Origin of the sequence: Buttiauxella cochleicola, assembly GCF_021283185.1 — a bacterium.
Lineage (GTDB): Bacteria > Pseudomonadota > Gammaproteobacteria > Enterobacterales > Enterobacteriaceae > Buttiauxella > Buttiauxella massiliensis.
Window position 1 is genome coordinate 354112 of the sequence record NZ_JAJSOS010000003.1, and the last position, 24031, is coordinate 378142.

Below are 24031 nucleotides of genomic sequence, written 5' to 3' on the forward strand. Positions count from 1 at the left end.
AGCCGCAAGCGGCAACTAACCTGACCGTTTGATACCCAACGACGCCGGAACACCACCAGTTGCCAGAAAACAAGGCGAAAACAAACTGATGCCGACATGAGGGCAGAAAATTGGTTGATAGTTTACCAGATTTTACGGGTTTTGTGGGGGACGGATCTGGATTTTGAATGAAAAGCTAGTGCTATCAAAAAGTTAGCAACACTAAATATAATTTTCAGGCATAAAAAAACCCGGTACAAGACCGGGTTTTTTCGCAAATTGTATTCTGCAAAAGCAGAGGACAATTAACGTTTGGAGAACTGAGGACGACGACGTGCTTTACGCAGACCGACTTTCTTACGTTCAACTTCACGAGCATCACGAGTAACGAAACCAGCTTTACGCAGTTCGCCACGCAGGGACTCGTCGTACTCCATCAGAGCGCGGGTGATACCGTGACGGATCGCACCAGCCTGACCAGAAGTACCACCACCTTTAACAGTGATGTACAGATCGAATTTCTCAACCATATCAACCAATTCCAGCGGCTGACGAACTACCATGCGGGCAGTTTCACGACCGAAGTACTGTTCCAGAGAACGTTGGTTGATGATGATTTTACCGCTGCCCGGTTTGATAAAAACGCGAGCTGCAGAACTTTTGCGGCGACCAGTGCCGTAGTATTGATTTTCAGCCATTGCCATAATCCCGATTAAATGTCCAGAACTTGCGGTTGCTGTGCCGCGTGGTTGTGCTCGGTGCCCGCGTAAACTTTCAGTTTACGGAACATAGCACGGCCCAGCGGGCCCTTTGGCAGCATGCCTTTAACCGCGATTTCAATCACACGCTCAGGATGGCGAGCAATCATCTCTTCAAAGGTCGCTTGTTTGATACCACCGACGTAGCCGGTGTGGCGGTAATACACTTTGTCAGTACGCTTGTTGCCGGTTACAGCAACTTTGTCTGCGTTCAGAACGATGATGTAATCACCAGTATCAACGTGCGGAGTGTATTCCGCTTTGTGCTTACCGCGCAGACGGCTAGCCAATTCAGTAGCCAGACGACCTAAGGTCTTACCGTCAGCGTCAACAACGAACCAGTCGCGCTGTACGGTTTCTGGTTTAGCTGTAAAAGTTTTCATTAAAAGCTTACCCAATATATAGTTACACGTAGGTGTTCACCCAAACGTTTAAAATCAGTTCAAGGTTCACACGACAAAGTCCGGCAAACCTACCCCTTCGAATAGCCAATGCCAGCACGACCAAGTTTTGGGAAAAAAACTTTGGTTGTAACGTGGGGTCGCAAGATTATAGGGAAGTCGCCCCTAAAGGTCGAACCTTTTTGTCGTTTTTGTCTCACTTTGTAGTTAGCCCCGGCCTCAATTGCGGTTTAAGGCATATGCGACAAACGCAAATATTCCTCACTTTGCATTTCCTGCAAGCGCGACAGGCAGCGCTGGAACTCAAAGCGCAATCTTTCTCCCTGATAAATCTCGAATAGAGAAACTTGCGCTGATACCACCAGCTTGACGTGACGTTCGTAAAACTCATCTACCAGTGCGATGAAGCGACGCGCTTCATTTTCATTACGCGTATTCATTATCGGTACATTAAACAACATTACGGTATGGAATAGACGCGAAAGTGCGATGTAGTCATGCTGGCTGCGAGCATCGACACACAACGTATTGAAATCAACTGCAAGCGTCTGATTGGCAAGACCTAAAGTGGCTAATGGACGATGATTAATTTCCAGCACTGGCTCCCCTTCCCGCACCGCACCGGCCAGAGCTGAGTAGAGTTTTTCCATTTGCCCTGCTGTTTCGTCGTTAAGTGGAGAAAGCCATAAATGGGCCTGGGTCAGCGTTCTCAAGCGGTAATCGATACCCGCATCAACGTTCATGATTTCACAGTGGCGCTTTATCGCGTCAATCGCAGGGATAAATCTCGGCCTCTGTAGACCATTACGATACAGATCATCCGGCGGAATATTGGATGTAGCCACAAGCGTAATACCGCGAGCAAACAGCGCTTGCATTAGCGTGCCAAGCAACATCGCATCGGTGATATCCGACACGAAAAACTCATCAAAGCAAAGAATGTCCGTCTGGGATTTGAAGCGGTCTGCAATGACTTCCAGTGGATCTATTTGACCCTGTAACTCAGCCAATTCTTCATGTACACGCAGCATGAATCGATGAAAGTGCAACCGCAGCTTGCGTTCGCCAGGTAAACTCTGAAAAAACATGTCCATTAACCAGGTTTTCCCTCGCCCCACGCCACCCCACATATAGAGCCCACGGACAGGCTCCTGATTTGTCGAAGCGCTACGTTTACCAAAGAGTTTGCCAAAGAAACTACCGCTTGCTGCCACAGTTGGCGTTTGACTGGTTAATGCCTGCCAAATGGCGTCCAGTCTGGCGACAGCCTCACGTTGCACATCATCCGGTTGATAGCTGCCTTCGGTCAGGGCTTGTTGGTAGCGCGATGCAGGGGAGAGATTTTGCATGGTATTATGGTATTCCCTTAAAAATCGGATTGCCGTTTACTTAATGCTCAAAAAAGGACGGTTGTCGAAAAAAAGGCCGTTCTACCCTAAGCGATGCTGCGTCAGGATTCCACTTCTCTTAGGTTAACGGTTATAGTGGCTACATTACCCTACGGAAACACAATACAACGGGAGAAGTTCATGACCTGGGAATATGCGCTAATTGGGTTAGTTGTTGGCATCATCGTTGGTGCAGTTGCTATGCGTTTCGGCAACCGCAAGCTGCGTCAGCAGCAAGCTATGCAGTACGAGATTGAGAAAAACAAAGCAGAACTTGAAGAGTATCGTGAAGAGTTAGTTAGCCATTTTGCACGTAGTGCCGAATTGCTCGATAACATGGCTGATGATTACCGCCAGCTTTATCAACACATGGCAAAAAGCTCCAGCAGCTTGTTGCCAGAAATGTCAGCAGAAGCGAATCCATTCCGTAACCGCCTCGCTGAGTCTGAAGCCAGCAACGATCAGGCACCGGTGCAAATGCCGCGTGACTATTCTGATGGCGCATCCGGTTTGCTGCGTACCGAACGCGCAAAACGCGACTAATCACAATTCTGTATTTTTTTCCTGGGGTACGGTTTTCGTACCCCAATCTCTCTCACGCACAGCTATCATTTACTAGTATCTCATCACTCTATAACAACATTGTTACCCGGTTGATATTTCAATAACATCGGAGTGTCATCCCCTGTAGCTTGATAGATGACAGGTCGGTCGGGTTTTCCTTTTTCCAGGTCACGAGAGCAAGCCACCAATGAAGAAACAAACACTGTTGTTGAGTGCATTAGCGATAAGTGTCGGACTAACGTTCGGTATTGCATCGCAGGTAAATGCGGCGTTGCCAGCACAAGTTCCGGGCCAGGCAGCAATACCAAGCCTTGCACCAATGCTGGAAAAAGTATTACCCGCTGTAGTCAGCGTGCAGGTAGAAGGCACAGCTGCAGCACCGAGCCAGAAAGTCCCAGAAGAGTTTAAAAAATTCTTTGGTGATGACATGCCACCATCGGAAGCGCAGCCATTTGAAGGTCTGGGCTCTGGCGTCATTATTAATGCAGAGAAAGGCTATGTGTTAACCAATAATCACGTCATCAACCACGCCGAGAAAATCAGCGTGCAGTTAAATGATGGGCGTGAGTTTGATGCCAAATTAATTGGCGGTGATGACCAAAGTGATATCGCACTGATTCAAATCCAGAATGCGAGTGGCCTGACACAAATCGCCGTGGCTGATTCAGACAAGTTGCGCGTTGGTGATTTCGCGGTAGCCGTAGGTAACCCATTTGGCCTCGGGCAAACAGCCACATCAGGTATCGTTTCAGCACTGGGTCGTAGTGGCCTTAATCTTGAAGGATTGGAAAACTTTATCCAGACAGATGCTTCCATTAACCGTGGTAACTCCGGTGGCGCGTTGCTGAATTTGAACGGCGAGCTTATCGGCATAAATACCGCGATTCTCGCGCCAAGCGGCGGTAGTGTCGGTATCGGTTTTGCTATTCCAAGTAATATGGCGCAAACCCTGGCTAAACAACTGATGGAATTTGGTGAAATCAAACGCGGCTTGCTCGGTATTAAAGGTACTGAGATGAGTGCGGATATCGCTAAAGCCTTTAACCTCACAACTCAGCGTGGCGCGTTTATCAGCGAAGTCTTACCGCAATCAGGTTCAGCAAAAGCAGGCGTGAAAGCCGGTGATGTGATTACCAGTTTGAATGGCAAAGCCATCAACAGTTTTGCAGAGCTGCGAGCAAAAATCGCCACAACTGAACCTGGAACTGTAGTGAAACTGGGCTTGCTGCGCGATGGGAAACCATTGGAGGTGAGCGTGACGCTGGATAAAAGCACGGCATCATCAGCTAACGCAGAACTGATTATGCCAGCCTTACAAGGCGCAACCCTGAGTGATGGCCAGCTAAAAGATGGCACCAAGGGCATTAAACTCGACAGCGTTGAAAAAGGTACGCCTGCGGCACAAGCCGGCTTACACAAAGATGATTTCATCATTGGCGTGAACCGCGAGCGGGTCTCAAGTATCGCGGAAATGCGTAAGGTTCTGGAAAGCAAACCAGACGTCATTGCATTGCATGTGGCGCGTGGTGAAGAGAGCATATATCTGTTAGTTCGTTAATCTGCTCAGTAATCGGACATCTGTGTACGATGTCCGATTAACTCATGCTATTCTGCTTCCGGCTTATTATTAACTAATTCAAATCCATGTTTCTAAAGATATTACGCTCGGTGGTAATTGGCCTGATTGTGGCTGGATTGTTGTTGGTTGCATTACCAACGCTGCGCCAGAAAATCGTCCCTTTAGCCCCCTCAAAGTTTGACAGTGCTGATGAAACTCCGGTGAGCTACAACTCTGCGGTGCGACGCGCTGCGCCTGCTGTGGTGAACGTATACAACCGCAGCATCGGTAACAATTCGCAAAATCAGCTAGAAATTAAAACTCTCGGTTCAGGCGTCATCATGGACGAGCGTGGTTACATCATTACCAATAAACACGTCATTAATGATGCCGAGCAAATCATCGTTGCACTGCAAGATGGCCGTGTGTTTGAAGCGCTACTGGTTGGCTCCGACAGCCTTACCGATCTGGCTGTATTGAAGATCAATGCCACTAGCCTCCCCGTTATTCCTATCAACAATAAGCGGGTGCCGCATATTGGTGATGTCGTAATGGCGATTGGTAACCCGTATAACCTTGGGCAGACCATTACGCAGGGGATAATCAGCGCGACAGGTCGTATTGGCCTTAGCCCTTCAGGCCGCCAGTCATTCCTGCAAACTGACGCCTCAATTAACCACGGCAACTCCGGCGGTGCGCTGGTTAACTCACTCGGTGAGTTAATGGGTATTAACACGTTGTCGTTTGATAAAAGTAATGATGGCGAAACCCCGGAAGGTATCGGCTTTGCAATCCCGACTCAGCTTTCCACCAAAATCATGGATAAGCTTATTCGCGATGGCCGCGTGATTCGTGGCTACATTGGTATCGGCGGGCGTGAGATAACACCATTGCATGGCCCGGCTACCGGCATTGATCAGATTCAGGGGATTATCGTTAACGAAGTTTCACCTGGCGGTCCGGCAGCGAAAGCAGGTCTTCTGGTTAATGACGTGATTATTTCGGTGAATAATAAACCAGCCATTTCAGCATTAGGCACGATGGACCAAGTGGCAGAAATTCGCCCCGGGTCAGTCATTCCGGTTGAAGTGATGCGCGATGATAAGAAGCTAATATTACAAGTGACGATTCAGGAATATCCAGCCACTAACTGATAAATGCTTAATCGCAGGCAATAAAAAACCGGAACTTAGTTCCGGTTTTTTTATCTCTGAAGCCTGGTGTTTACTTGTTAACGAACTCTTCACCAAGAGTAATATCTTTCTTCAGGGTATCCAGCATACCTTCCAGCGCCTGGTGCTCAAACGCACTCAGTTTGCCGTAAGATTTGATCTCTGCAATACCGTTTTTACCCAGCAGCAGCGGCTGAGAGAAGAAACGAGCGTGCTCGCCATTCCCTTCAACATATGCACATTCAACCACATTGCTTTCGCCTTGCAGCGCGCGAACCAGAGACAGACCAAAACGTGCGGCAGCCTGACCCATTGACAGGGTTGCAGACCCGCCACCAGCCTTCGCTTCTACAACTTCAGTACCCGCATTCTGAATACGCTTAGTTAAATCAGCAACTTCCTGCTCAGTGAAGCTTACGCCTGGGATCTGAGACAGCAGTGGCAGAATAGTCACGCCAGAGTGTCCGCCAATAACAGGGACTTCGATATCGGTCGGCAGTTTACCTTTCAGTTCCGCAACAAAGGTGTTGGAGCGGATGATGTCCAGCGTAGTTACGCCAAACAATTTGTTTTTATCGTACACACCTGCTTTTTTCAGCACTTCCGCTGCAATAGCAACGGTGGTATTCACAGGGTTTGTGATAATACCGATACAGGCTTTAGGGCAAGTTTTAGCAATCTGTTGAACCAGATTCTTCACGATTCCCGCATTGACGTTAAACAGGTCAGAACGGTCCATACCTGGTTTACGTGCTACACCGGCAGAGATAAGCACCACATCCGCACCAACCAGTGCAGGAGTTGCATCTTCACCACAGAAACCTTTGATTTTTACATCGGTCGGGATATGACTCAGATCGACTGCAACACCTGGGGTTACAGGTGCAATATCATACAGAGAGAGTTCTGAACCTGAAGGCAGTTGGGTCTTGAGTAGAAGGGCAAGCGCCTGGCCGATTCCGCCTGCTGCGCCGAGGACTGCAACTTTCATCCTAAACTCCTTATTATGGTTAGCAAATAGGTGCCGTAACTCCATGCGGTGGCGACCATAATCCAGAGAAGGGGTAATTACAATATTCCCGCTCAAGGTTTGCGAAGTTACGCAATCCTGAAACGTTACTGCTGCATTTACTCGCCGGGTGGAAACGACGCCTTAGCGCCCGGTCACAACCTGATGTTGTCACATCAACAGGCGGTTACATTACCCCTCCCTACGCAGCAAAACAACATCATTTTGATAACATTTAATTTACCTAACAACTTATTTTCGAGTCGTGACGAAGGCATGTTTCTCGATAACAAAATTTGATAAAATCAGCCCCTTTCATAACATTATTTCAAGCTTACACCCAGCCATTGATTTGCATAAAAATTCATTTAAATGCATAATAATGTTATCTTTGCTGACCTGAATATGGGTGACCTATGCGTATTTCCTCAAAACAAGAAGAATTAGTCAAAGCATTCAAAGCATTATTGAAAGAAGAGAAATTTAGTTCTCAAGGCGAGATCGTCCATGCCTTGCAAAATGAAGGTTTCGAAAACATTAACCAGTCCAAAGTATCCCGCATGCTGACCAAGTTTGGCGCGGTGCGTACTCGCAATGCAAAAATGGAAATGGTGTATTGTTTGCCTGCGGAATTGGGCGTGCCGACCACATCAAGTCCGTTAAAAAATCTGGTACTGGATATTGATTACAACGATGCCGTTGTCGTTATCCACACAAGCCCGGGTGCTGCACAGTTGATTGCACGCCTACTGGATTCTTTAGGTAAAGCTGAGGGGATTCTGGGCACGATTGCCGGAGACGACACTATCTTTACTACGCCTGCCAAAGACTTCACGGTTAAAGAGCTTTATGAAGCGATTCTGGTACTCTTCGAACAAGAGCTTTAAGTCTTAAAACGGCTGTTCCTGCTGTTATTGAACGGCGGGAACACCGTACTGATAACATCCTTCTATTTCCTTATGCCTGCCTGCAAATCTCATTCTTCACATCTACTCCTGCTTTAAAAACCGAACCCATCAGCAAGTTATGCGATGAACCGCACAAAAAGTCAAATTCTGATATCTCATTGTTTTTACTTATATTTAACATATATAAAGCAATAAAAGATCATTTTTAATAACTTTACGTAATAAAGAAAACCTCTATTATTGTAAAGTTTCATAGAGAATAATTAGCGTGGTATTAATTTTCCACGTTATTAGTGTATACTTGATTTTGTGATGAGGGTCACGGAATGAGGACCCAAATAAAAGAATACGACGAGGTAAAAATTATGAACATGAAATCAACAGTAGTAGCCGCCAGCCTGCTTTCAATGCTGTCATTTGGTGCTTTCGCAGCCACATCTGTTAACGCAGAACAGGCACAGAATCTTCAGCCGATGGGCACAGTTTCTGTAAGCCAGATAGGTAGTGCACCAATGGATATGCACCAAATGCTGAATGAAAAAGCTGAAGCGAAAGGGGCATCTTCTTATCGCATCGTTGAAGCACGTTCTGGTGATGCATGGCACGCCACTGCTGAGCTGTATAAATAAGCCTGGCAGGTATAAGTAATAACGATTAATCAACACGACGGCCCCAAGAACAATAAATGCAGGTAAGCCCTTCCGGTCGTTGAGAACATAATTCAGGAGTAGACATCATGAAAACCAAATTAACCATCGCAGCACTGAGCCTTTTCTCTGTTATCTCTTTCGGCGCTAACGCAGCCGCGCATCAGGTAAACAGTGAACAAGCACAAAACATGCAGTCTATGGGTAGCATTTCTGTCAGTCAGACTGGCAGTGCGCCAATGGATATGCGTCAGGAATTATCACAGAAGGCGACTAAAGAAGGTGCATCGGCTTATCGCATAACCGAAGCACGTACTGGCGATACCTGGCACGCAACCGCTGAACTGTATAAATAAACCCTCGTCGTCAAATTCTGACGACTTTGCCCCCGCTCGCGGGGGCTTTTTTGTATCTAAAATAGCGTTAGCCGCGCACGTTAAAGCGCAACTGCCCTTCCAGCTCTTCCTCTGCTTCGTCAAAAAGCAAAATCAAAGCCCCGTAACGCCGCCTTTGCATTTCTGGTAAATGAACAAACTCGATTTCCGCCGGGAGCGGTAGAGTGCCCCCGACGACCACATCCCATAAACTATCGAGATCGTGAATCTGTTTTTTCTCGAGTTGAAATGCCTGGGTAAAGTGACGATAGAATCCAGGCTGGTCTTCTATCTGACTAAAATCAAAGGTGTATTTTTTCATTGCTTGCCACCTTAACCAGAACGAATCGTTCTACAAACCACCAATATGCAAGGTTTTGACTTCCAGAAACTCATCCAAACCCAATACCGAACCCTCACGGCCAAGCCCGGACTCTTTCACGCCACCAAATGGCCCCAGCTCAGTCGAAACTGCGCATTCGTTAATCCCTATCATCCCGCTTTCAAGCTCCTGAGAGACACGGAATACGCGCGATAGATTCTGAGTATAGAAGTAGGCTGCCAAACCAAATGGCGTATTGTTCGCCCGCTCAATCACTTCCTCTTCCGTATTGAAACGGAAACAGGCAGCCACTGGGCCAAAAGTTTCTTCCTGTGCCAGTTTCATGCCGTCATTAGCATCGACAATCACCGTTGGCTGCCAGAAGTTGCCACCCAGCTCATGACTCTTGCCACCAACCAACACTTTGCCACCTTTCGCCTGTGCATCTTCCACGTGTTCACGGACCTTATCGACTGCGGATTTCTCAATTAATGGCCCGACGACGACGCCCGCTTCCAGGCCATTCCCAACTTTCAGGGCTTTGACCGCCTCCGCCAGCTTGTTGACGAACTGGTCGTAAACCTTTTCCTGAATGAAGAAACGGTTAACGCTTACACACACCTGGCCTGCGTTGCGGAATTTGTTAGCAATCGCACCTTTCACGGCTTCATCGATATCAGCATCATCAAAGACGATATACGGTGCGTTACCGCCTAATTCCATGGAGACTTTTTTCATGGTTTCAGCGGCATTGCGTACCAGCGTTTTGCCGACGGCGGTGGAGCCAGTGAATGAAATTTTCCGCACTTCGTGGCTCGCCATAATGGCGTCGCTGATTTCTTGCGTATTACCGGCTACAGCATTTAGCACGCCATCAGGCACGCCTGCTTTTTTCGCCAGCGCCAGTAAAGCAAATGCCGATAGCGGCGTGTTATTAGCAGGCTTGATAACACCGGTACAGCCCGCAGCAAGTGCCGGACCGAGTTTACGAGTCAGCATCGCCATCGGGAAATTCCACGGCGTGATAGCGGCGACAACGCCAATAGGTTCCCGCGTGGCCAAAATACGGGAGCCAGGTTTCGCCGGAGGAATGATTTCACCGTTGGCCCGTTTGGCCTGCTCGGCGAACCACTGGATAAAACTCGCGGCGTACTCGACTTCCCCTTCCGCCTCTTTCAGTGGCTTGCCTTGTTCGGTTGTCATCAAGCGCCCGAGCCAGGCTTTGTTCTCAATAATTAACTGGAACCAGCGATAGAGAATGGTTGAACGCTCTTTGGCGGTTTTTGCACGCCATGCAGGGAAGGCTTTAGCGGCAGCGGCGATAGCTCCTTCAGCCTCTTTTTTACCAGCCTTTGCGACTTTGGCGACAACCTCGCCCGTTGCGGGGTTAAGAACATCGAAAGTTTCACTCAGCTTGCGCCATTCCCCATTAACCAGATAACCGGTGTTAAATAATTCACTGTCCTGGAGTGCCTGATTTGTCATTGTTTTCTCCTGTTATGAATTGGGCATCTGATATACCCAAAATAATTCGAGTTGCAGGCAGGCGGCAAGCGAGTGAATCCCGATGAGCTTACTCTGGTAAGTGACTCGGGTGAGCAAACGCAGCCAACGCATCTGCAAGTTGAAGTATGACGGGTATAAGTATAGATACAAAAAAGCCGACGCATTGCGTCGGCTCGGGTCAGGCAGTGATGAAAGCGTGCTGGTATTTATGCAGCACCTCCGCTAGCCGTTTCACCGGTTCGGTGACCTGCAACGGCGCCTCCCATATTCGTAATTTCTCTTGGTAAACCTCGAGTTCTTCCAGTAATTGCTTAAAGTAACGCTGTTTCTTGTCGTCGCTGGAGGCTGATGTCACTTTATCTGCGGTTTTTCGCAATTGGCGATGGTATGCCGAGAGATCGTCGTTCACCGGTATCGGCGCATCTCGCAGACGCTGGTGAGCAATAATTAAGGTCAGCGCCAGGCGATAACGAGGGATATCACCGGGGAACATATTCAGCAGCAGGAAAAGTTGCTGATAGAGCGCGGGCAAATGGTTTTCTTTGCGACGCGCTTTATTGGTTGTGAGCGCGGAAACTGCGGCGGAAACAAACTGGTTCAGCAAGGTACGACCGGTACGCTCTTTGGAATTATCGCGAATCAGCAGGATCACCATCATGGCCAGGAAGCAGCCCACAAGCTGGCCGAGGGCGCTGTCGAGGAAAGAGCTGAAGTGGAACGTCATTGGGTTGTCTAACACGATGACATTGATGGTTCCCGCCAGGGCGCTCATTGAACCCAGACGCCGTTTCTGTACTTCTATACCAATAAAGAACGCCAGAAGCGCGAGACTAATAGAGAGCAACACCATACTTTGTTGGGTGTTCGGCAGGATAACTAAAAAATAGAAAGCGCCAATCGGCAAGGCGGCAATCATGCCGTAGAGGAAATCAACAGCCACCATACGCGGGTTCGGCAGACGCATCGCCAGAGAAGTAACAACAGCAATCATCACCATTGCGCCACTGCCGGATGTCCAGCCAGTTGATAACCAGAACAAGCTACCCAGCAAGCAAGCTACCGTCGTGCGCCAGAAGTTAATCATCGCGTGATGGCCTTCAGCGGATTGCACTTTTACCACGACTTCCTGGTTTAAAATCTCTTCTTCAATCGCGCTGATACGGGTATTGCTGATCACGCCCCGTTTCAAAACTAAATAACGTGTCGCTTCATTGACCCAGCTACGAATAGTCACCGGGGTGTATTTTTCACCGGAAAACGACATCACTTTTCGGATAATCTTTAGCTGTTGATGCACATCAGCAGCGGTTTCTACCGGAGCGTCGAATAACTCGCGAAATTCTGGAGTCACAAATTCAGGGCGCGTGTTTTGAATCAGGAAGGTTTCACACGCCTGGGTAATTAACGCCAGAGAAACGGTGTTAAGTGCTTTGAGGCGACGGTTCGCACGACTCCAGCGAGCCGATTCAATCTTCAGGTTATTACGCATTCCTTCCAGCACAGTGGTGCGCTGAACCAGGCTTGCCCAGGCTTTATCCACCTCTTCTTTATCACCATGCGCAATACACAACTGCATCAAGCGATAGTGATCCACCAACAGGCTATCGAGTTGCCTGTCGATCTCTTTCTTGATGGAACGTGGGGAGAAAAGTAAGTCCGCAATGATAGCGCAGACAATACCGATGACAATTTCGCTACAACGCTCGACGGCGAATTGAGGAGCAACTAGCGGGTTGGCCTGAATGGTGACGATAATAATCAATGCCGTGTAGCCAGAAAGCCCCCAGGCGTAAGAGTTTTCGACCTTAACCAGCGAGGAGATCCAGGTACAAAAACCCGCCCAGATACAGCACACCAACAACATAACGACCGGTGCACGGATAAAAGTAGTGATAATGAATAACGCGGCAAAACAGCCAATAAATGTACCGACAATTCGCAGCATGCCGCGATAACGAATCGCGCCAGAATACGGCTCGCCACCTGCCGCAAAAGCAGGGCCAGCGGCAACTAACACTGAAGTCAGCACCGCCCAGCGAGGGGTTTCAAGCTCAAAATGGAAACCGACCCACAACGCCAGCACGATGGCAAAAGCCAGTTTGAAGGCGAAGCGTAAATGTAACCGCGAAATATAATACATATCGACCTACGCTTAACCGAACTCACGCAAGCGATGCATGAGTTTAATAAATACTGATTTGTGGTCAGTATCTCTGTCTTTTTCCCCTGTCACCACGACGGTCGCCGTTGTCCCGGCGGGATAAAGATTGGCTTGTTGCTCATCAAGGTGAATTCGCACCGGCACACGTTGCGCCAGACGCACCCATTCCAGATTGGAGTCGACGGTCGCCATCCCTTTGCTGTCTCGGGTGCTGCTGGCATTAGTCACACCGGCAGAAAGGCTGTCGACGGTTCCACGTAATACACGGTTACTACCCAGCGGCGTGATTTGCACCCGGTAACCTGGACGAATACCGTCGAGCTTGGTTTCTTCCATATAGGCCAGGATGTAGAACGTACCGCGTTTGACCAGCGCCACAGCGGTTGATCCACGAGTAATAAACTCACCGGTATAGACATTCAGGTTGGTGACCCAACCTTCTGCGGGTGCACGAATAACGGTACGTTGTAGGTCCAGTTGAGCTAAATCACGTGTCGCTTCAGCCTTTGATAATTGATGCATGACCGTCTGCAACACATTGTTGGACTGTTCAATTTCTTCACGCGACATGGCCTGCGTACCCAACGAATTGCGGCGTCCGGCTTCACGACGTTTTTCCCCGGCCAGAGCCTGGTAGTAGGCAACATCGGCCTGTGCTTGCTCGAGCGCTTTCTGATAACGCGGCTGGTCGATGGTGAATAGGATCTGATCTTTCTTCACCAGTTGGTTGTCATGCACCTTCACGTCGGTAATTAAACCGGACACGTCCGGCGCAATCGCGACCACATCAGCGGTAAAACGAGCGTCACGCGTCCACGGGGATTCGGTATAAAACACCCAGGCACGGTAGATAGCGATGAAAGCCAGCAGCACAAGAATTAGCGTGATGGCCGTGCGGATCATTTTTGTTGTAAGTGCTTTCACATCAACCTCAAACAAACAGGCGCGAGATCAGATAAAACAGACAGCAATAAAGCGCTGTATTAAATAATGCCGGGTGCCAGACAAAATCATAAATTCCCGTCGGAGTCAGCAGACGGCGAACCAACCAGAACAGCGCCAGCGATAGAATTAGCTCGAAGAATATCGGCGGAAAAGAAAGACCGAATATCACGATAACGGGAAATAGACTCATGTTAACCTTGCAGAAAATACAGAAGACACAAACCCTGGTTCAGCCAGAAACGCTGAGCTAACGAGTGGTACAGGTTGTGCTGAGAATAATATATTACCGTAATTGTTAGCCGGTTATCTATAATATGTGATCTAAATCACTTTTAAGCCAGAGTGAACAATGGAAAGACTTAAACGCATGTCAGTTTTTGCAAAAGTTGTCGAACTCGGTTCTTTTACCGCCGCCGCCAGACAGCTAGAAATGAGCGTATCGTCTATAAGCCAAACCGTTTCCAAATTAGAAGACGAGTTACAGGTCAAGCTGCTAAACCGCAGTACTCGCAGCATTGGGCTCACTGAAGCCGGTAAAATTTACTATCTGGGCTGCCGCAAAATGCTGCACGAAGCGAAAGAGGTGCATGAGCAACTTTACGCTTTTAACAACACGCCTATTGGCACACTGCGAATAGGTAGTTCTTCAACTATGGCACAAAATGTCCTCGCGTCCATGACGGCGGACATGCTCAAAGAATACCCGGAGTTGACCGTAAACCTGGTCACCGGCATCCCCGCGCCGGACTTGATTGCCGATGGTCTGGACGTGGTAATTCGTGTCGGCGCTTTGCAGGATTCAAGCCTCTTCTCAACACGCCTCGGCTCGATGCCGATGGTGATTTGCGCCGCGAAAAGTTACCTGCAACAAAACGGCACGCCAGAAAAGCCTGCCGATCTTGCCAGCCATTCCTGGCTTGAATACAGCATTCGCCCGCACAATGAATTTGAGTTGATCGCCCCGGAAGGCCTCACCACGCGCATGATCCCGCAAGGTCGTTTCGTCACAAATGATCCTATGACCTTAAGCCGCTGGCTAAAAGTCGGCGCCGGGATCGCCTATGTTCCACTGATGTGGGTGATCGATGAGATCAATGACGGAACGCTTGAGATCTTATTGCCGAGCTATCAATCCGATCCGCGTCCGGTATACGCGCTGTATACCGAAAAGGACAAATTGCCTTTGAAAGTGCAGGTTTGTATAAACTACCTGACCGAATATTTCGTGAAGGTTTCGCATCTTTTTCAAGGAGTTCGCGAGAACAAAGGACGTGTAAAAGATATCGAATAAATGGCGAGAAATTGAAACAAAACAGCCGGGATTTACCCGGCTGTTGGACTGTAGGAATGAGTTGTTAAGCTGTGCCGCCAACGGTCAGATTGTCGACTTTAAGCGTTGGCTGGCCAACTCCGACTGGCAGACTCTGCCCTTCTTTTCCACAAACGCCGACGCCGTTATCCAGCGCCAGGTCATTACCGACCATGGAAACTTGCTGCATGGCTTCGATACCGGAACCAATTAACGTTGCGCCTTTTACCGGCTTAGTCACTTTTCCATTTTCGATGAGATAGGCTTCGGAAGTTGAGAACACAAACTTACCAGAAGTGATGTCTACCTGACCGCCACCAAAGTTAGGAGCATAGATACCGTACTCAACGGATTCGATGATCTCTTGCGGAGTAGACTTACCGGCCAGCATATAAGTATTGGTCATGCGCGGCATTGGCAGGTGCGCATAAGATTCGCGACGCCCATTACCTGTTGGCGCAACACCCATCAAGCGAGCATTAAGCTTATCCTGCATGTAGCCTTTCAGGATGCCGTTTTCGATAAGCACATTGTACTGACCCGGCACACCTTCATCGTCAATAGCCACTGAACCACGGCGGTTTGCCATGGTGCCATCATCGACAATTGTACAAAGTTCAGAAGCAACTAACTGGCCCATTTGACCGCTAAATACCGAAGTACCACGACGGTTAAAATCACCTTCCAGACCGTGACCGACTGCTTCATGCAGTAGCACGCCCGGCCAACCTGCACCCAGCACCACCGGGAACGTACCGGCAGGAGCCGCAACGGCAGAAAGAGTCACCAGCGCCATACGCACGGCTTCTTTAGCCCAGGCATCTGCACGAACTTCGCCATCAATTGTTTCGAGGAAATAGTCATAACCGAAACGACCGCCACCACCGCTTGAACCGCGCTCGCGTTTGCCGTTGTCTTCAACCTGAACGCTGACAGAAAGACGAACCAATGGGCGAACATCTGCCGCCAGAGTGCCGTCAGTTGCCGCCACGAGAATCAATTCATAAACGCCAGTCAGGCTGGCAGTCACTTCCTGAACACGCTTATCTGCCGCACGAGCAACGCTATCTACACGTTTCAGGATGTCGAGTTTCTCTTCACGGGTCATGCTTTGTAGCGGGTCAGCACTGGTATAAAGCGCGCTATGTTGCACAGCACCTAACGTCTGTACACGGCCATTTCCTTTATCCTGCACGATGCTTCGTGCCGCATGAGCACTTTGTTCTAGTGCCAGTAAGCTGACCTGGTCGGCATAAGCAAAACCGGTTTTCTCACCGCTGACCGCACGCACGCCAACACCCTGATCGATGTTGTAAGAACCATCTTTAATGATGCGGTCTTCCAGCACCCAGGATTCGTGATAACTGGACTGGAAATAAAGATCACCATAGTCGAGTCGGCGCTCAGACAATTGCCCCAAAATGGAAAACAGATCTTGATGGGTTAAGCCATTCGCAGACAGCAACTGCTCACTTACCAGGTTCAGACTCATCGTTTCGCTACTCTTAATTGTCTATCGATTGGAGATATCTATTGAGCTTGAGGTAATTCAAGACTCCCGTCAAATCACTTAGCGTCGTTAACTCTCGGCTGACGAAGCACTTCGTTGATTTGTGGTTGGTCGACCGGCCCAGTGATGTGGTAGCGCAACACGGAGATTTTGCTCCACAAAGGCCCTAACACTTTGCTGGCCGCAAACACAGCGGCACCAATAATTGGGTTAACCACAAAGGCTGTTGCCACCCCGACAGTCGCGGAAATTTCAGGTGCTATAACTGCTTCAACATCGACGCGGCGTCTAACCAAATCGACAGAACCTTTCAAGCCGATGTCGGCTTCCAGGCCATCCACCAGCGTATCGTCGCTATGCAGCACGCCATCTTTGATCCAGGCCGTACTGCGAATGGAGTCAAAATAGAAACCATCACCGAAGGTATCGCTGAAATCGAAACGCAGCTTACGCATAAGCGCGTCAACACTCACCAACCGCAGCAATTGCCCGGCGTGCCCCGTGCCCAGATCCGCAATCTGACCTTTACCCAATTTGGTATGCAGGATTCCGTTAAGTGAAGCAAAGTCTGGCTGCCAGGGTTTATCACGCCAGTGCAAATCATAATCCGCATCAAATGATGAACCCTGAATTGGCGTTTTAACCCCAAAGAAATTGGTTGCGGCATCAAGCTTACTACCATGAAGTTTACCTTTTATGGAGGTACGCTCTTCTGCTGGACTGTTAACCCATTGACCACTGCCGGTTAGTCTTGCAAACCCTGAATCGACTAAGCCATTTTCTAATTCCAGCGTGTTCCCTTTAACAGCGAGATCACCTTCAATACGCCCATATTTTTGCCCCCACAGCCAACATTCGGCACAACGCAGTTGCAGATCAGGCCAGCTGCGGAAATCAATTGAAGTATTGTCTCCCAGTGGAGAAGCGCTGGTCGTTTTGGCAGTGCTATTACCCCAATCAGGGTTGAAATAGAGGTATTTGATTGCTGCACGCCACGGCGCATTATCTTGCATCGTCAACGAGCCATTCACTTCACGACCCTGTGCTTCAACACGCGTACCGCCAGGTATCGCGTGGGAAACGAGACTCAGGTTATTCCACTGCTGCCCAGCGAAAGTCAGCGAAGGCGTGCGTAACGTAATATCTGATGGGAATGATGCAGAGTTACCAACACTTTCCGCCGCCCCCTGGCTAAAGAGCGCTAACCATTGCGCACCGTCCATCGCAGGGAGATCAAGCTCAACACCCGGATTGTCAGGTAACGGTGGAATTGTGTGGCTGTTCGTTGCCCAAATAGCGCGATCCAGCGTCAGTTTCTTATTCAGTAACCAGCGGCTGGAGAAGTGATTTGTCGGCCCGGCATTACCCGTCAAATTAAAGCTATTCAGGTCGCCTTTCACTGCGATTTTCAATGGCAGTGCCTGACCCGCTGATTTATTAACTGGGGCAGGTAAGTGGCTACTCACATTTTTCAGATCTGCATCCACATTGACCTGATAATTTGCCTCTCCGCGATAAGGAAGCGTAATCGCCACATCACCTTTCCATGGGACGTTACCGCTCAACTCTTTATTAACCGGCTCAGGCAAAACACCCATTTTTGTTGGCTGCCAGTCGCCCAGCAAATTGACGCCAATCTTGTAATCTTTCTCACCAGTTTTGGTATTAAAATCAATACCTACGGGTTGGTTAAACCAGGTGGCTTTTAATGGTTCGCTTTTCAAATCGCCGTTCACAAAACTGAATTTACCCGTCAGGTTGTTCAGAGTGCTGGAGAGCGGTTTTATCAGCAGCGTATTGTTGTGAAGCTGGACGTCACCTGAAGCGGTGGTCATATCGCCATTGAATGGGATATCCAGATGTAAGCGAGCATTCACATCCCCACCAATCTGGAGTTCATCAAGAGCAGCAGACAGCGAATCTTTTAGAGGCGTTTCTTTGAAATACGGACCAACTGCACTTCCAGGGCCGCTGATATCAGAATCAATCAACAGTTTTTCTTTCGAGTAATCCGGGATAATCGCCGTGAGGTTGCGCCCAGTAACCCCCCCGAGTTTCACCTCATCAGACTTCATCCATAAACCGTCATTGATGAAATCAAGCGTGATATTCAGGTTCTCTAATGCCGGCCAGTCAGGCTGGAAAGCAAATTTAGCATTGCGTAGCGGAACGTAGACCTCAAACTGCCCTTCGTTATGCAGATACGGGAAGAGATGAGGATTACCGCCGTAGACCAGCGTCGCGTTTTCAGCTTCACCGCCCTGAATAGCGCCACTGAGGTAATCAACCAGTTCTTTGCCCATCAGATTTTCAGGGAAATAACGCCAGGCATCAGCACCGTTGTTAGTACTGATTCCGGCTAAAATGCCTAACCATGGGTCACCACCCTCAGGCTGGTAATAACGGAAATCGCCTGCCGCCCATACCGAGCGAGCTTTTACATCAAGATTTTTGCCATCAAGCTGGAAACCAGAAGCATTTTTCCGCCACTCAAGCGTTGCGGCGCCATGTTCAATCTCCAGCGGCGCGCGGAATACACCTTCATAAGGCATTTTAGCATCGAGGATCTGTGCATTAAGCTGCCCGTGGGCAACGCTACCGGTAATTGAACCTGCGAAGTGTTCGACACCGGGAAGCATTTTCCATTGATTCCAACTCACATCTTTCCAGCGCCCTTGCATACGGGTGTTTTCCGTTTGCTGGAGCGGGATATCCAGTGCCAGCACATCAATGTGCCCGCGAGGTTGCAAGGAGGTCCAAATATCGCCTATATCAGGTGAGATTTTCTCGGCAATCGGCAGTAAACCAGTGAAGCTTTCCAGTTCCATATTTGTGGCGCGTACCCGCAATTCGTCACCACGAGTATTCCCTTTCCCCCCCACATCCTGCGGAGCAATCCACGCTAACGATAGCGAACCTTTTGGCCAGGTTTTACCATCAAGGGTGATATTGGTTGAGGGAATAGCAAGATTCCAGCCTGCTTCTGAACGTTCGACACGGGCCATCAAATTATCTACTGATAACTGGTGTGCAGCGCTTTTCCCCGCCCAGCTTGCACCGCCTTGCTTCAGCCAGATATTACCACCAGCAATATCGCCCTCTTTGACATCCATCCATGCTTCGAGGGTGAATTTGGCAGTCTGTAAATTAACATTGTCCTTCATCCAACGGCCGAGCCACGGTTTTACGTCAACGTTATCAGCCTGTAGCCAGACTTTGCCGATATTCAGTAGGCCATTTTCATCCCGTAAATCCATCCGTACTTTTGCCAGACCGTGCTGTCCGGTAAAGCTCGACAGACTGACCAGTCCTTCAGCACGGTGACGGTTTTTGGTGTTAAGCCAGGTAAGTTGTGGGATCGTGAGTTCGGCACGTTGGCCAGATAGAGTCAGGAAACTAAGGGAGCTGTCGCGCAGATCAAAGTGATCGAACTGCCGTAAAAAGAGATCGCTGATTTTACCCGGCTCAAACTTACCGTCCCCCTGATTCTGGCTCAGTGGGGTATTGGTGCGCATCTGTAACTGGTAAAAAGTGAGGTCGCGGAATTGCCAGCGCGCATGCAAAATACTTTGCCAAAGGTCGAGCGCCAGCGTCACGCGCTTAACGCTCAACTCACCGCCGTCTTTCAGACCAGCTTTAACATCGCGCACATCCAGAGTAGGGCCAAAGTTTTCCCAACTTGCCTTTATCTGGCTGGCATCGACAGGCGTGCCAGTCATCGCTTCAATTTTATCTAACAAAGCCGGGCGCCAGGCATCGAGATGCGGCAAAACCAGCCGCAAACCACTCACCAGCAGTGCGACGATAACGATAAGCGTTGCGCCAGTGAGTAGCAGAATGCCGGGCAGTCGCCTCACGTATATCTCCTTGTTAGCCGCCGGAGCGGAACTCGAACCTGCGCCAACCGCACAGAGAGCTACATCATAACGACGTCAAACTGCTCCTGATTATAGAGCGGCTCGATCTGTACTTTGACTTGCTTGCCGACGAAAATTTCAACTTCGGCCAGTGAATGGGACTCTTCACTTTTCAGTGCTTCCCCCACAGCAGGTGAGGCATAAACCAGGAAGCGGTCAGAATCGTAAGCATGATGCACGCGGACAATTTCACGCATAATTTCATAACAGACCGTTTCAACCGTTTTCACGGTACCGCGGCCGTGGCAAGTTGGACAATCGTTGCACAGCACATGTTCAACGCTTTCGCGCGTGCGTTTACGTGTCATTTCAACCAGGCCAAGCTGCGAGAAACCATTGATACTGGTTTTTACCCGATCTTTGCTTAACGCTTGTTCAAGAGAATGCAACACACGACGACGATGATCTTCATTACTCATATCAATGAAATCAATAATGATAATGCCGCCCAGGTTACGCAAACGTAACTGACGGGCAATCGCCTGAGTCGCTTCAATATTAGTATTGAAAATAGTATCGTCGAGATTGCGATGACCAACAAATGCACCCGTGTTGATATCCACGGTAGTCATCGCTTCAGTCTGATCGATGACCAAATAGCCACCCGACTTCAGTTCAACTTTTCGTTCCAGCGCCCGCTGAATTTCATTTTCAACATCGAAAAGGTCAAAAATTGGCTGGCGACCGCTGTAGTGTTCGATCTTGTTGTGTATTTCCGGCATGTATTCTGCGGTGAACTCCAGCAGCATGTCGAAAGTCAGGCGTGAGTCGACACGAATTCGATCGAGTGCCTCATCAGCAAAATCACGCAATACACGTTGTGCCAGCGCCAGTTCACCGTAAAGCTGACAACGAGTTTTGTTACGCTTTTTGCGTTCGCTGACTTTTGTCCAGACACGCTTTAGGTAAGCTGCATCTGCGGCCAAATCATCTTCACATACACCTTCTGCCGCAGTACGGATGATGAATCCGCCTTGCTCGTCGCAATATGCGTTAACCACGCGTTTAAGGCGTTCACGCTCAGCTTCACTTTCAATGCGTTGCGAAACACCCACATGCGAGGCTCCTGGCATAAAGACCAGGTAACGAGACGGCAGTGTGATATCAGTAGTCAGGCGCGCACCTTTAGTACCCAGCGGATCTTTCACCACTTGAACCATCAGGTCTTGCCCCTGGCGCACCAGTTCGGAGATATCGCGTACTGTGAAGTTTTTTCGCTCTTCACCAGCCACACATTCGGTATGTGGCATGATGTCAGAAGCGTGAAGAAACGCTGCCTTATCAAGGCCAATATCTACAAATGCCGCCTGCATTCCCGGAAGTACCCGGCTTACACGACCTTTGTAGATATTCCCTACGATCCCGCGACGTGCTTCGCGTTCAATATGGATCTCTTGCAGTATTCCACCATCAATGTAAGCCACCCGAGTTTCCGATGGGGTCACGTTGACTAATAATTCAGCCGTCATGTTTTCCTCGTCCATCACGCAAAGCGTGAAAATTACTCAGCAATTCATAGGTTTCAACTAGCGGTAAACCGACTACAGCATGGTAGCTGCCATTAATCTTCCTGACAAAACAACCACCAAGCCCTTGAATACCGTATGCACCTGCTTTATCCATGGGTTCACCGCAGGCCACGTAGCCGGCGATATCCTGTTCTGATAATGCGCGAAATGTCACTTCGGTCGTCACCAGGCAATCCAGTAACGATTCGCGATCGGCTAACGCAACTGCCGTCATCACTTGATGCTGATTCCCGGACAACATGCGCAGCATCTGCGCAGCATGTTGTTCATCTTTAGGTTTTTCCAACACGTTGCCATTGTAGATAACAATAGTATCTGCACCTAAAACCGGTAAGTCATGTTGCGCTAATGCAACACCTGCTCGCGCTTTATCTCGCGCCAGGCGCACAACATATTGTTGCGCACTCTCGCCGCTAAAACGCTGTTCTTCTACATCGGTAATAATGCGCTCAAATGATACACCCAACTGAGTCAGAAGCTCCTGACGACGTGGAGAACCCGATGCCAGATACAAAGATGTCATGTTAAATCCTATTGCACAGCAAATTGTTGGCGAATTTTACGCATCAGCAAAAATATCCATGGCCACAGCACGCCGTTAACCACGCTACTCCAGAAAATTTCCGGACGGAAAGATACGTTGATGACTAAAAATTCTGACCAGAAAACAATGACATCTGTCATCAATGACAACAGCATAACCACTAAAGCCTGTTGCCAAAGCGCGAGATTGCGGAATAGCTGGTATTTCAACGCCACCAGGTAAGCAACGATACTCAGAGATAACGCTCGCACGCCCAGGGTGGAACCGCTGATCAGATCCAGTATGGCACCCACCACAAAACCTGTGCCAACATTTACGCGGTGGGGCAACGCCAGAATCCAGTACAGCAGAATAAGTAAAACCCAGTCCGGACGATAGATTTTTAAATCGTCAGGCCAGGGCATTACCTGTAACAACAAGGCGACAAGGAAAGAGAGCCAGATTACCCAACGACCCTGACTACGGTAACTCCCCACTACTGCCCTCCCTGGGTAGCAGATGCAGGAGAAGCGGAGTTCCCTGCAGGAGCCTGAGTCATTCCCGTTGCCGGAGGTGGAATCGGAGCTGGGGCTGGCGGGCCAACAGAATCAGCCGGAGGCAATACCTGCGGCATCATTTGCATCAAACGCTCATTAGCTACACGATGAACCTCTTCCGGTGGCATTGGGGTTTTGCCTTCACGATCCGCTCCCCACAGCAGCAGCAAATAACGCAGACGTTGTAAGCCAGCAGTTGGGCGAGCCTGAATAACTGTGTACGCGCGTTGAGTATCAAGTTTCACAGAGGAAACGACACCCACCGGATAACCTTCAGGGAAGCGACCACCTAAACCAGACGTCACCAATACATCGCCTACGCGAATATCGGTATTTGCGGGTAAATGTTCCAGTTGCAGATCGTCAGTACAGCCGTTGCCCGCCGCGATAACGCGGATGTCATTGCGCAGTACCTGAATCGGTAGCGCATGAGTCGCATCACAGATCAGCAAAACACGGCTGGTGAGTTTAGCCACCGCAATGACCTGACCTACGACACCTTTATCACTGATGACTGGCTGACCTTCATAGACCCCATTCACGCTCCCTTTATCAATGACAACCTGGTCACTGTAAGGATCGTTAACGGTAGAGATAACCTGAGTCACCATTTTTTGCTCGTCCTGACGCAACGGTGAGCCAAGCAATTCGCGCAGACGTGCGTTTTCCTGACGATATTGACCCATCATCAGTAATTCGCTGTTTTTCAGGATCAGTTCCTGACGCAGTGCACGATTTTCGAGTTCTAGCTGATCGCGTGATGCCAGTGTTTGCGAGACGCTGTCGAGCAATTCACGGGGACCATTTGAGACAAAATAGAAAGGGCTGACGGCAGTATCCATATACGTTCGGATCTGACTAAACGTACCCAGACGGCTATCGGCAATAATGACACCAATCGCCACCAGCACCGCCAGAATGAGGCGAAACTGCAACGAAGGGCCACGGCTAAAAATTGGCTTCATAGGCTATGCGTATTCCAGGGCCAGCAAGG

General features: G+C 49.2%; 22 protein-coding genes. 7 read left to right on the forward strand and 15 right to left on the reverse strand.

Translation table 11 applies throughout. From position 1 onward, the window contains the following. Positions 1-284: 284 nt before the first annotated feature. From rpsI to zapE, 3 genes are all read right to left on the reverse strand, one after another. The gene (gene rpsI, locus LVQ76_RS06980; protein WP_034459799.1) at positions 285-677 is read right to left on the reverse strand and encodes a 30S ribosomal protein S9; all 393 of its coding nucleotides are present in this window, start codon (positions 675-677) and stop codon (positions 285-287) included. 14 nt (positions 678-691) lie between these two features. Beyond that, on the reverse strand, positions 692-1120 hold the full coding sequence (gene rplM / locus LVQ76_RS06985) for a 50S ribosomal protein L13 (RefSeq protein WP_232921278.1): 429 nt from the start codon (positions 1118-1120) through the stop codon (positions 692-694). A gap of 248 nt (positions 1121-1368) precedes the next feature. Continuing rightward, entirely contained in the window at positions 1369-2487 is a 1119-nt protein-coding gene (zapE, locus tag LVQ76_RS06990; RefSeq protein WP_232921279.1) for a cell division protein ZapE, read from the reverse strand. Between the two features lie 180 nt (positions 2488-2667). Between zapE and zapG the strand changes: the two genes are divergently transcribed. From zapG to degS, 3 genes are all read left to right on the forward strand, one after another. Then, positions 2668-3069 carry a Z-ring associated protein ZapG gene (gene zapG, locus LVQ76_RS06995; protein WP_064514130.1) on the forward strand — a complete coding sequence of 134 codons (402 nt, stop codon included), beginning with the start codon at positions 2668-2670 and terminating at the stop codon, positions 3067-3069. A 208-nt stretch (positions 3070-3277) separates the two neighbouring features. Continuing rightward, complete coding sequence (degQ, locus tag LVQ76_RS07000; protein WP_232866310.1) at positions 3278-4648, forward strand: serine endoprotease DegQ; 1371 nt, start codon at positions 3278-3280, stop codon at positions 4646-4648. An 86-nt stretch (positions 4649-4734) separates the two neighbouring features. Beyond that, positions 4735-5802: an outer membrane-stress sensor serine endopeptidase DegS gene (degS, locus tag LVQ76_RS07005; protein ID WP_232866311.1), complete on the forward strand. Its 1068-nt coding sequence runs from the start codon at positions 4735-4737 to the stop codon at positions 5800-5802. 70 nt (positions 5803-5872) lie between these two features. Here the strand turns inward: degS and mdh are convergent, their stop codons facing one another. Next, entirely contained in the window at positions 5873-6811 is a 939-nt protein-coding gene (mdh, locus tag LVQ76_RS07010) for a malate dehydrogenase (protein ID WP_232866313.1), read from the reverse strand. A gap of 434 nt (positions 6812-7245) precedes the next feature. On the opposite strand from mdh, the gene argR reads away from it, so the two are divergent. From argR to yhcN (LVQ76_RS07025), 3 genes are all read left to right on the forward strand, one after another. Then, positions 7246-7716 (forward strand): transcriptional regulator ArgR, encoded by a 471-nt coding sequence (gene argR / locus LVQ76_RS07015; RefSeq protein ID WP_034459812.1) that lies wholly within the window; start codon positions 7246-7248, stop codon positions 7714-7716. Between the two features lie 386 nt (positions 7717-8102). After that, on the forward strand, positions 8103-8366 hold the full coding sequence (yhcN, locus tag LVQ76_RS07020; RefSeq protein ID WP_034459813.1) for a peroxide/acid stress response protein YhcN: 264 nt from the start codon (positions 8103-8105) through the stop codon (positions 8364-8366). A gap of 107 nt (positions 8367-8473) precedes the next feature. Next, positions 8474-8740, forward strand: coding sequence for a peroxide/acid stress response protein YhcN (gene yhcN / locus LVQ76_RS07025; RefSeq protein ID WP_064555458.1), 267 nt, complete (start codon positions 8474-8476; stop codon positions 8738-8740). Between the two features lie 67 nt (positions 8741-8807). Here the strand turns inward: yhcN (LVQ76_RS07025) and LVQ76_RS07030 are convergent, their stop codons facing one another. From LVQ76_RS07030 to aaeX, 5 genes are all read right to left on the reverse strand, one after another. Continuing rightward, positions 8808-9080 carry a barstar family protein gene (locus tag LVQ76_RS07030; protein WP_064561030.1) on the reverse strand — a complete coding sequence of 91 codons (273 nt, stop codon included), beginning with the start codon at positions 9078-9080 and terminating at the stop codon, positions 8808-8810. 30 nt (positions 9081-9110) lie between these two features. Next, positions 9111-10565 (reverse strand): NAD-dependent succinate-semialdehyde dehydrogenase, encoded by a 1455-nt coding sequence (locus LVQ76_RS07035; protein WP_232921280.1) that lies wholly within the window; start codon positions 10563-10565, stop codon positions 9111-9113. Positions 10566-10764: 199 nt separating this feature from the next. Beyond that, positions 10765-12726, reverse strand: a complete 1962-nt coding sequence (gene aaeB, locus LVQ76_RS07040) for a p-hydroxybenzoic acid efflux pump subunit AaeB (protein WP_232904446.1) — start codon at positions 12724-12726, stop codon at positions 10765-10767. A 12-nt stretch (positions 12727-12738) separates the two neighbouring features. After that, positions 12739-13650 carry a p-hydroxybenzoic acid efflux pump subunit AaeA gene (aaeA, locus tag LVQ76_RS07045; RefSeq protein WP_233337916.1) on the reverse strand — a complete coding sequence of 304 codons (912 nt, stop codon included), beginning with the start codon at positions 13648-13650 and terminating at the stop codon, positions 12739-12741. A gap of 28 nt (positions 13651-13678) precedes the next feature. Further along, a complete protein-coding gene (gene aaeX / locus LVQ76_RS07050) occupies positions 13679-13882 on the reverse strand; it encodes a p-hydroxybenzoic acid efflux pump operon protein AaeX (protein WP_034498893.1) in 204 nt (67 codons plus the stop codon). A gap of 159 nt (positions 13883-14041) precedes the next feature. Here aaeX and aaeR point away from each other — a divergent pair, with 159 nt between their 5' ends. Next, entirely contained in the window at positions 14042-14983 is a 942-nt protein-coding gene (aaeR, locus tag LVQ76_RS07055) for an HTH-type transcriptional activator AaeR (RefSeq protein ID WP_232866319.1), read from the forward strand. Positions 14984-15047: 64 nt separating this feature from the next. Here aaeR and tldD read toward each other — a convergent pair whose 3' ends face one another. The 6 genes from tldD to mreC form a co-directional block, all read right to left on the reverse strand. Further along, positions 15048-16493: a metalloprotease TldD gene (gene tldD, locus LVQ76_RS07060; RefSeq protein ID WP_232866321.1), complete on the reverse strand. Its 1446-nt coding sequence runs from the start codon at positions 16491-16493 to the stop codon at positions 15048-15050. Between the two features lie 74 nt (positions 16494-16567). Beyond that, complete coding sequence (yhdP, locus tag LVQ76_RS07065; RefSeq protein ID WP_232921282.1) at positions 16568-20368, reverse strand: AsmA2 domain-containing protein YhdP; 3801 nt, start codon at positions 20366-20368, stop codon at positions 16568-16570. A gap of 59 nt (positions 20369-20427) precedes the next feature. Continuing rightward, positions 20428-21897 (reverse strand): ribonuclease G, encoded by a 1470-nt coding sequence (gene rng / locus LVQ76_RS07070; protein ID WP_151992950.1) that lies wholly within the window; start codon positions 21895-21897, stop codon positions 20428-20430. After that, positions 21887-22480, reverse strand: coding sequence for a Maf family protein (locus tag LVQ76_RS07075; protein ID WP_151992949.1), 594 nt, complete (start codon positions 22478-22480; stop codon positions 21887-21889). The genes rng and LVQ76_RS07075 overlap by 11 nt, the downstream gene beginning before the upstream one ends. A gap of 8 nt (positions 22481-22488) precedes the next feature. Next, positions 22489-22977 carry a rod shape-determining protein MreD gene (gene mreD, locus LVQ76_RS07080; RefSeq protein ID WP_034459838.1) on the reverse strand — a complete coding sequence of 163 codons (489 nt, stop codon included), beginning with the start codon at positions 22975-22977 and terminating at the stop codon, positions 22489-22491. Next, on the reverse strand, positions 22977-24002 hold the full coding sequence (gene mreC / locus LVQ76_RS07085) for a rod shape-determining protein MreC (RefSeq protein ID WP_151992948.1): 1026 nt from the start codon (positions 24000-24002) through the stop codon (positions 22977-22979). Before mreC ends, mreD begins: the two co-directional genes overlap by 1 nt. Positions 24003-24031 lie beyond the last annotated feature (29 nt).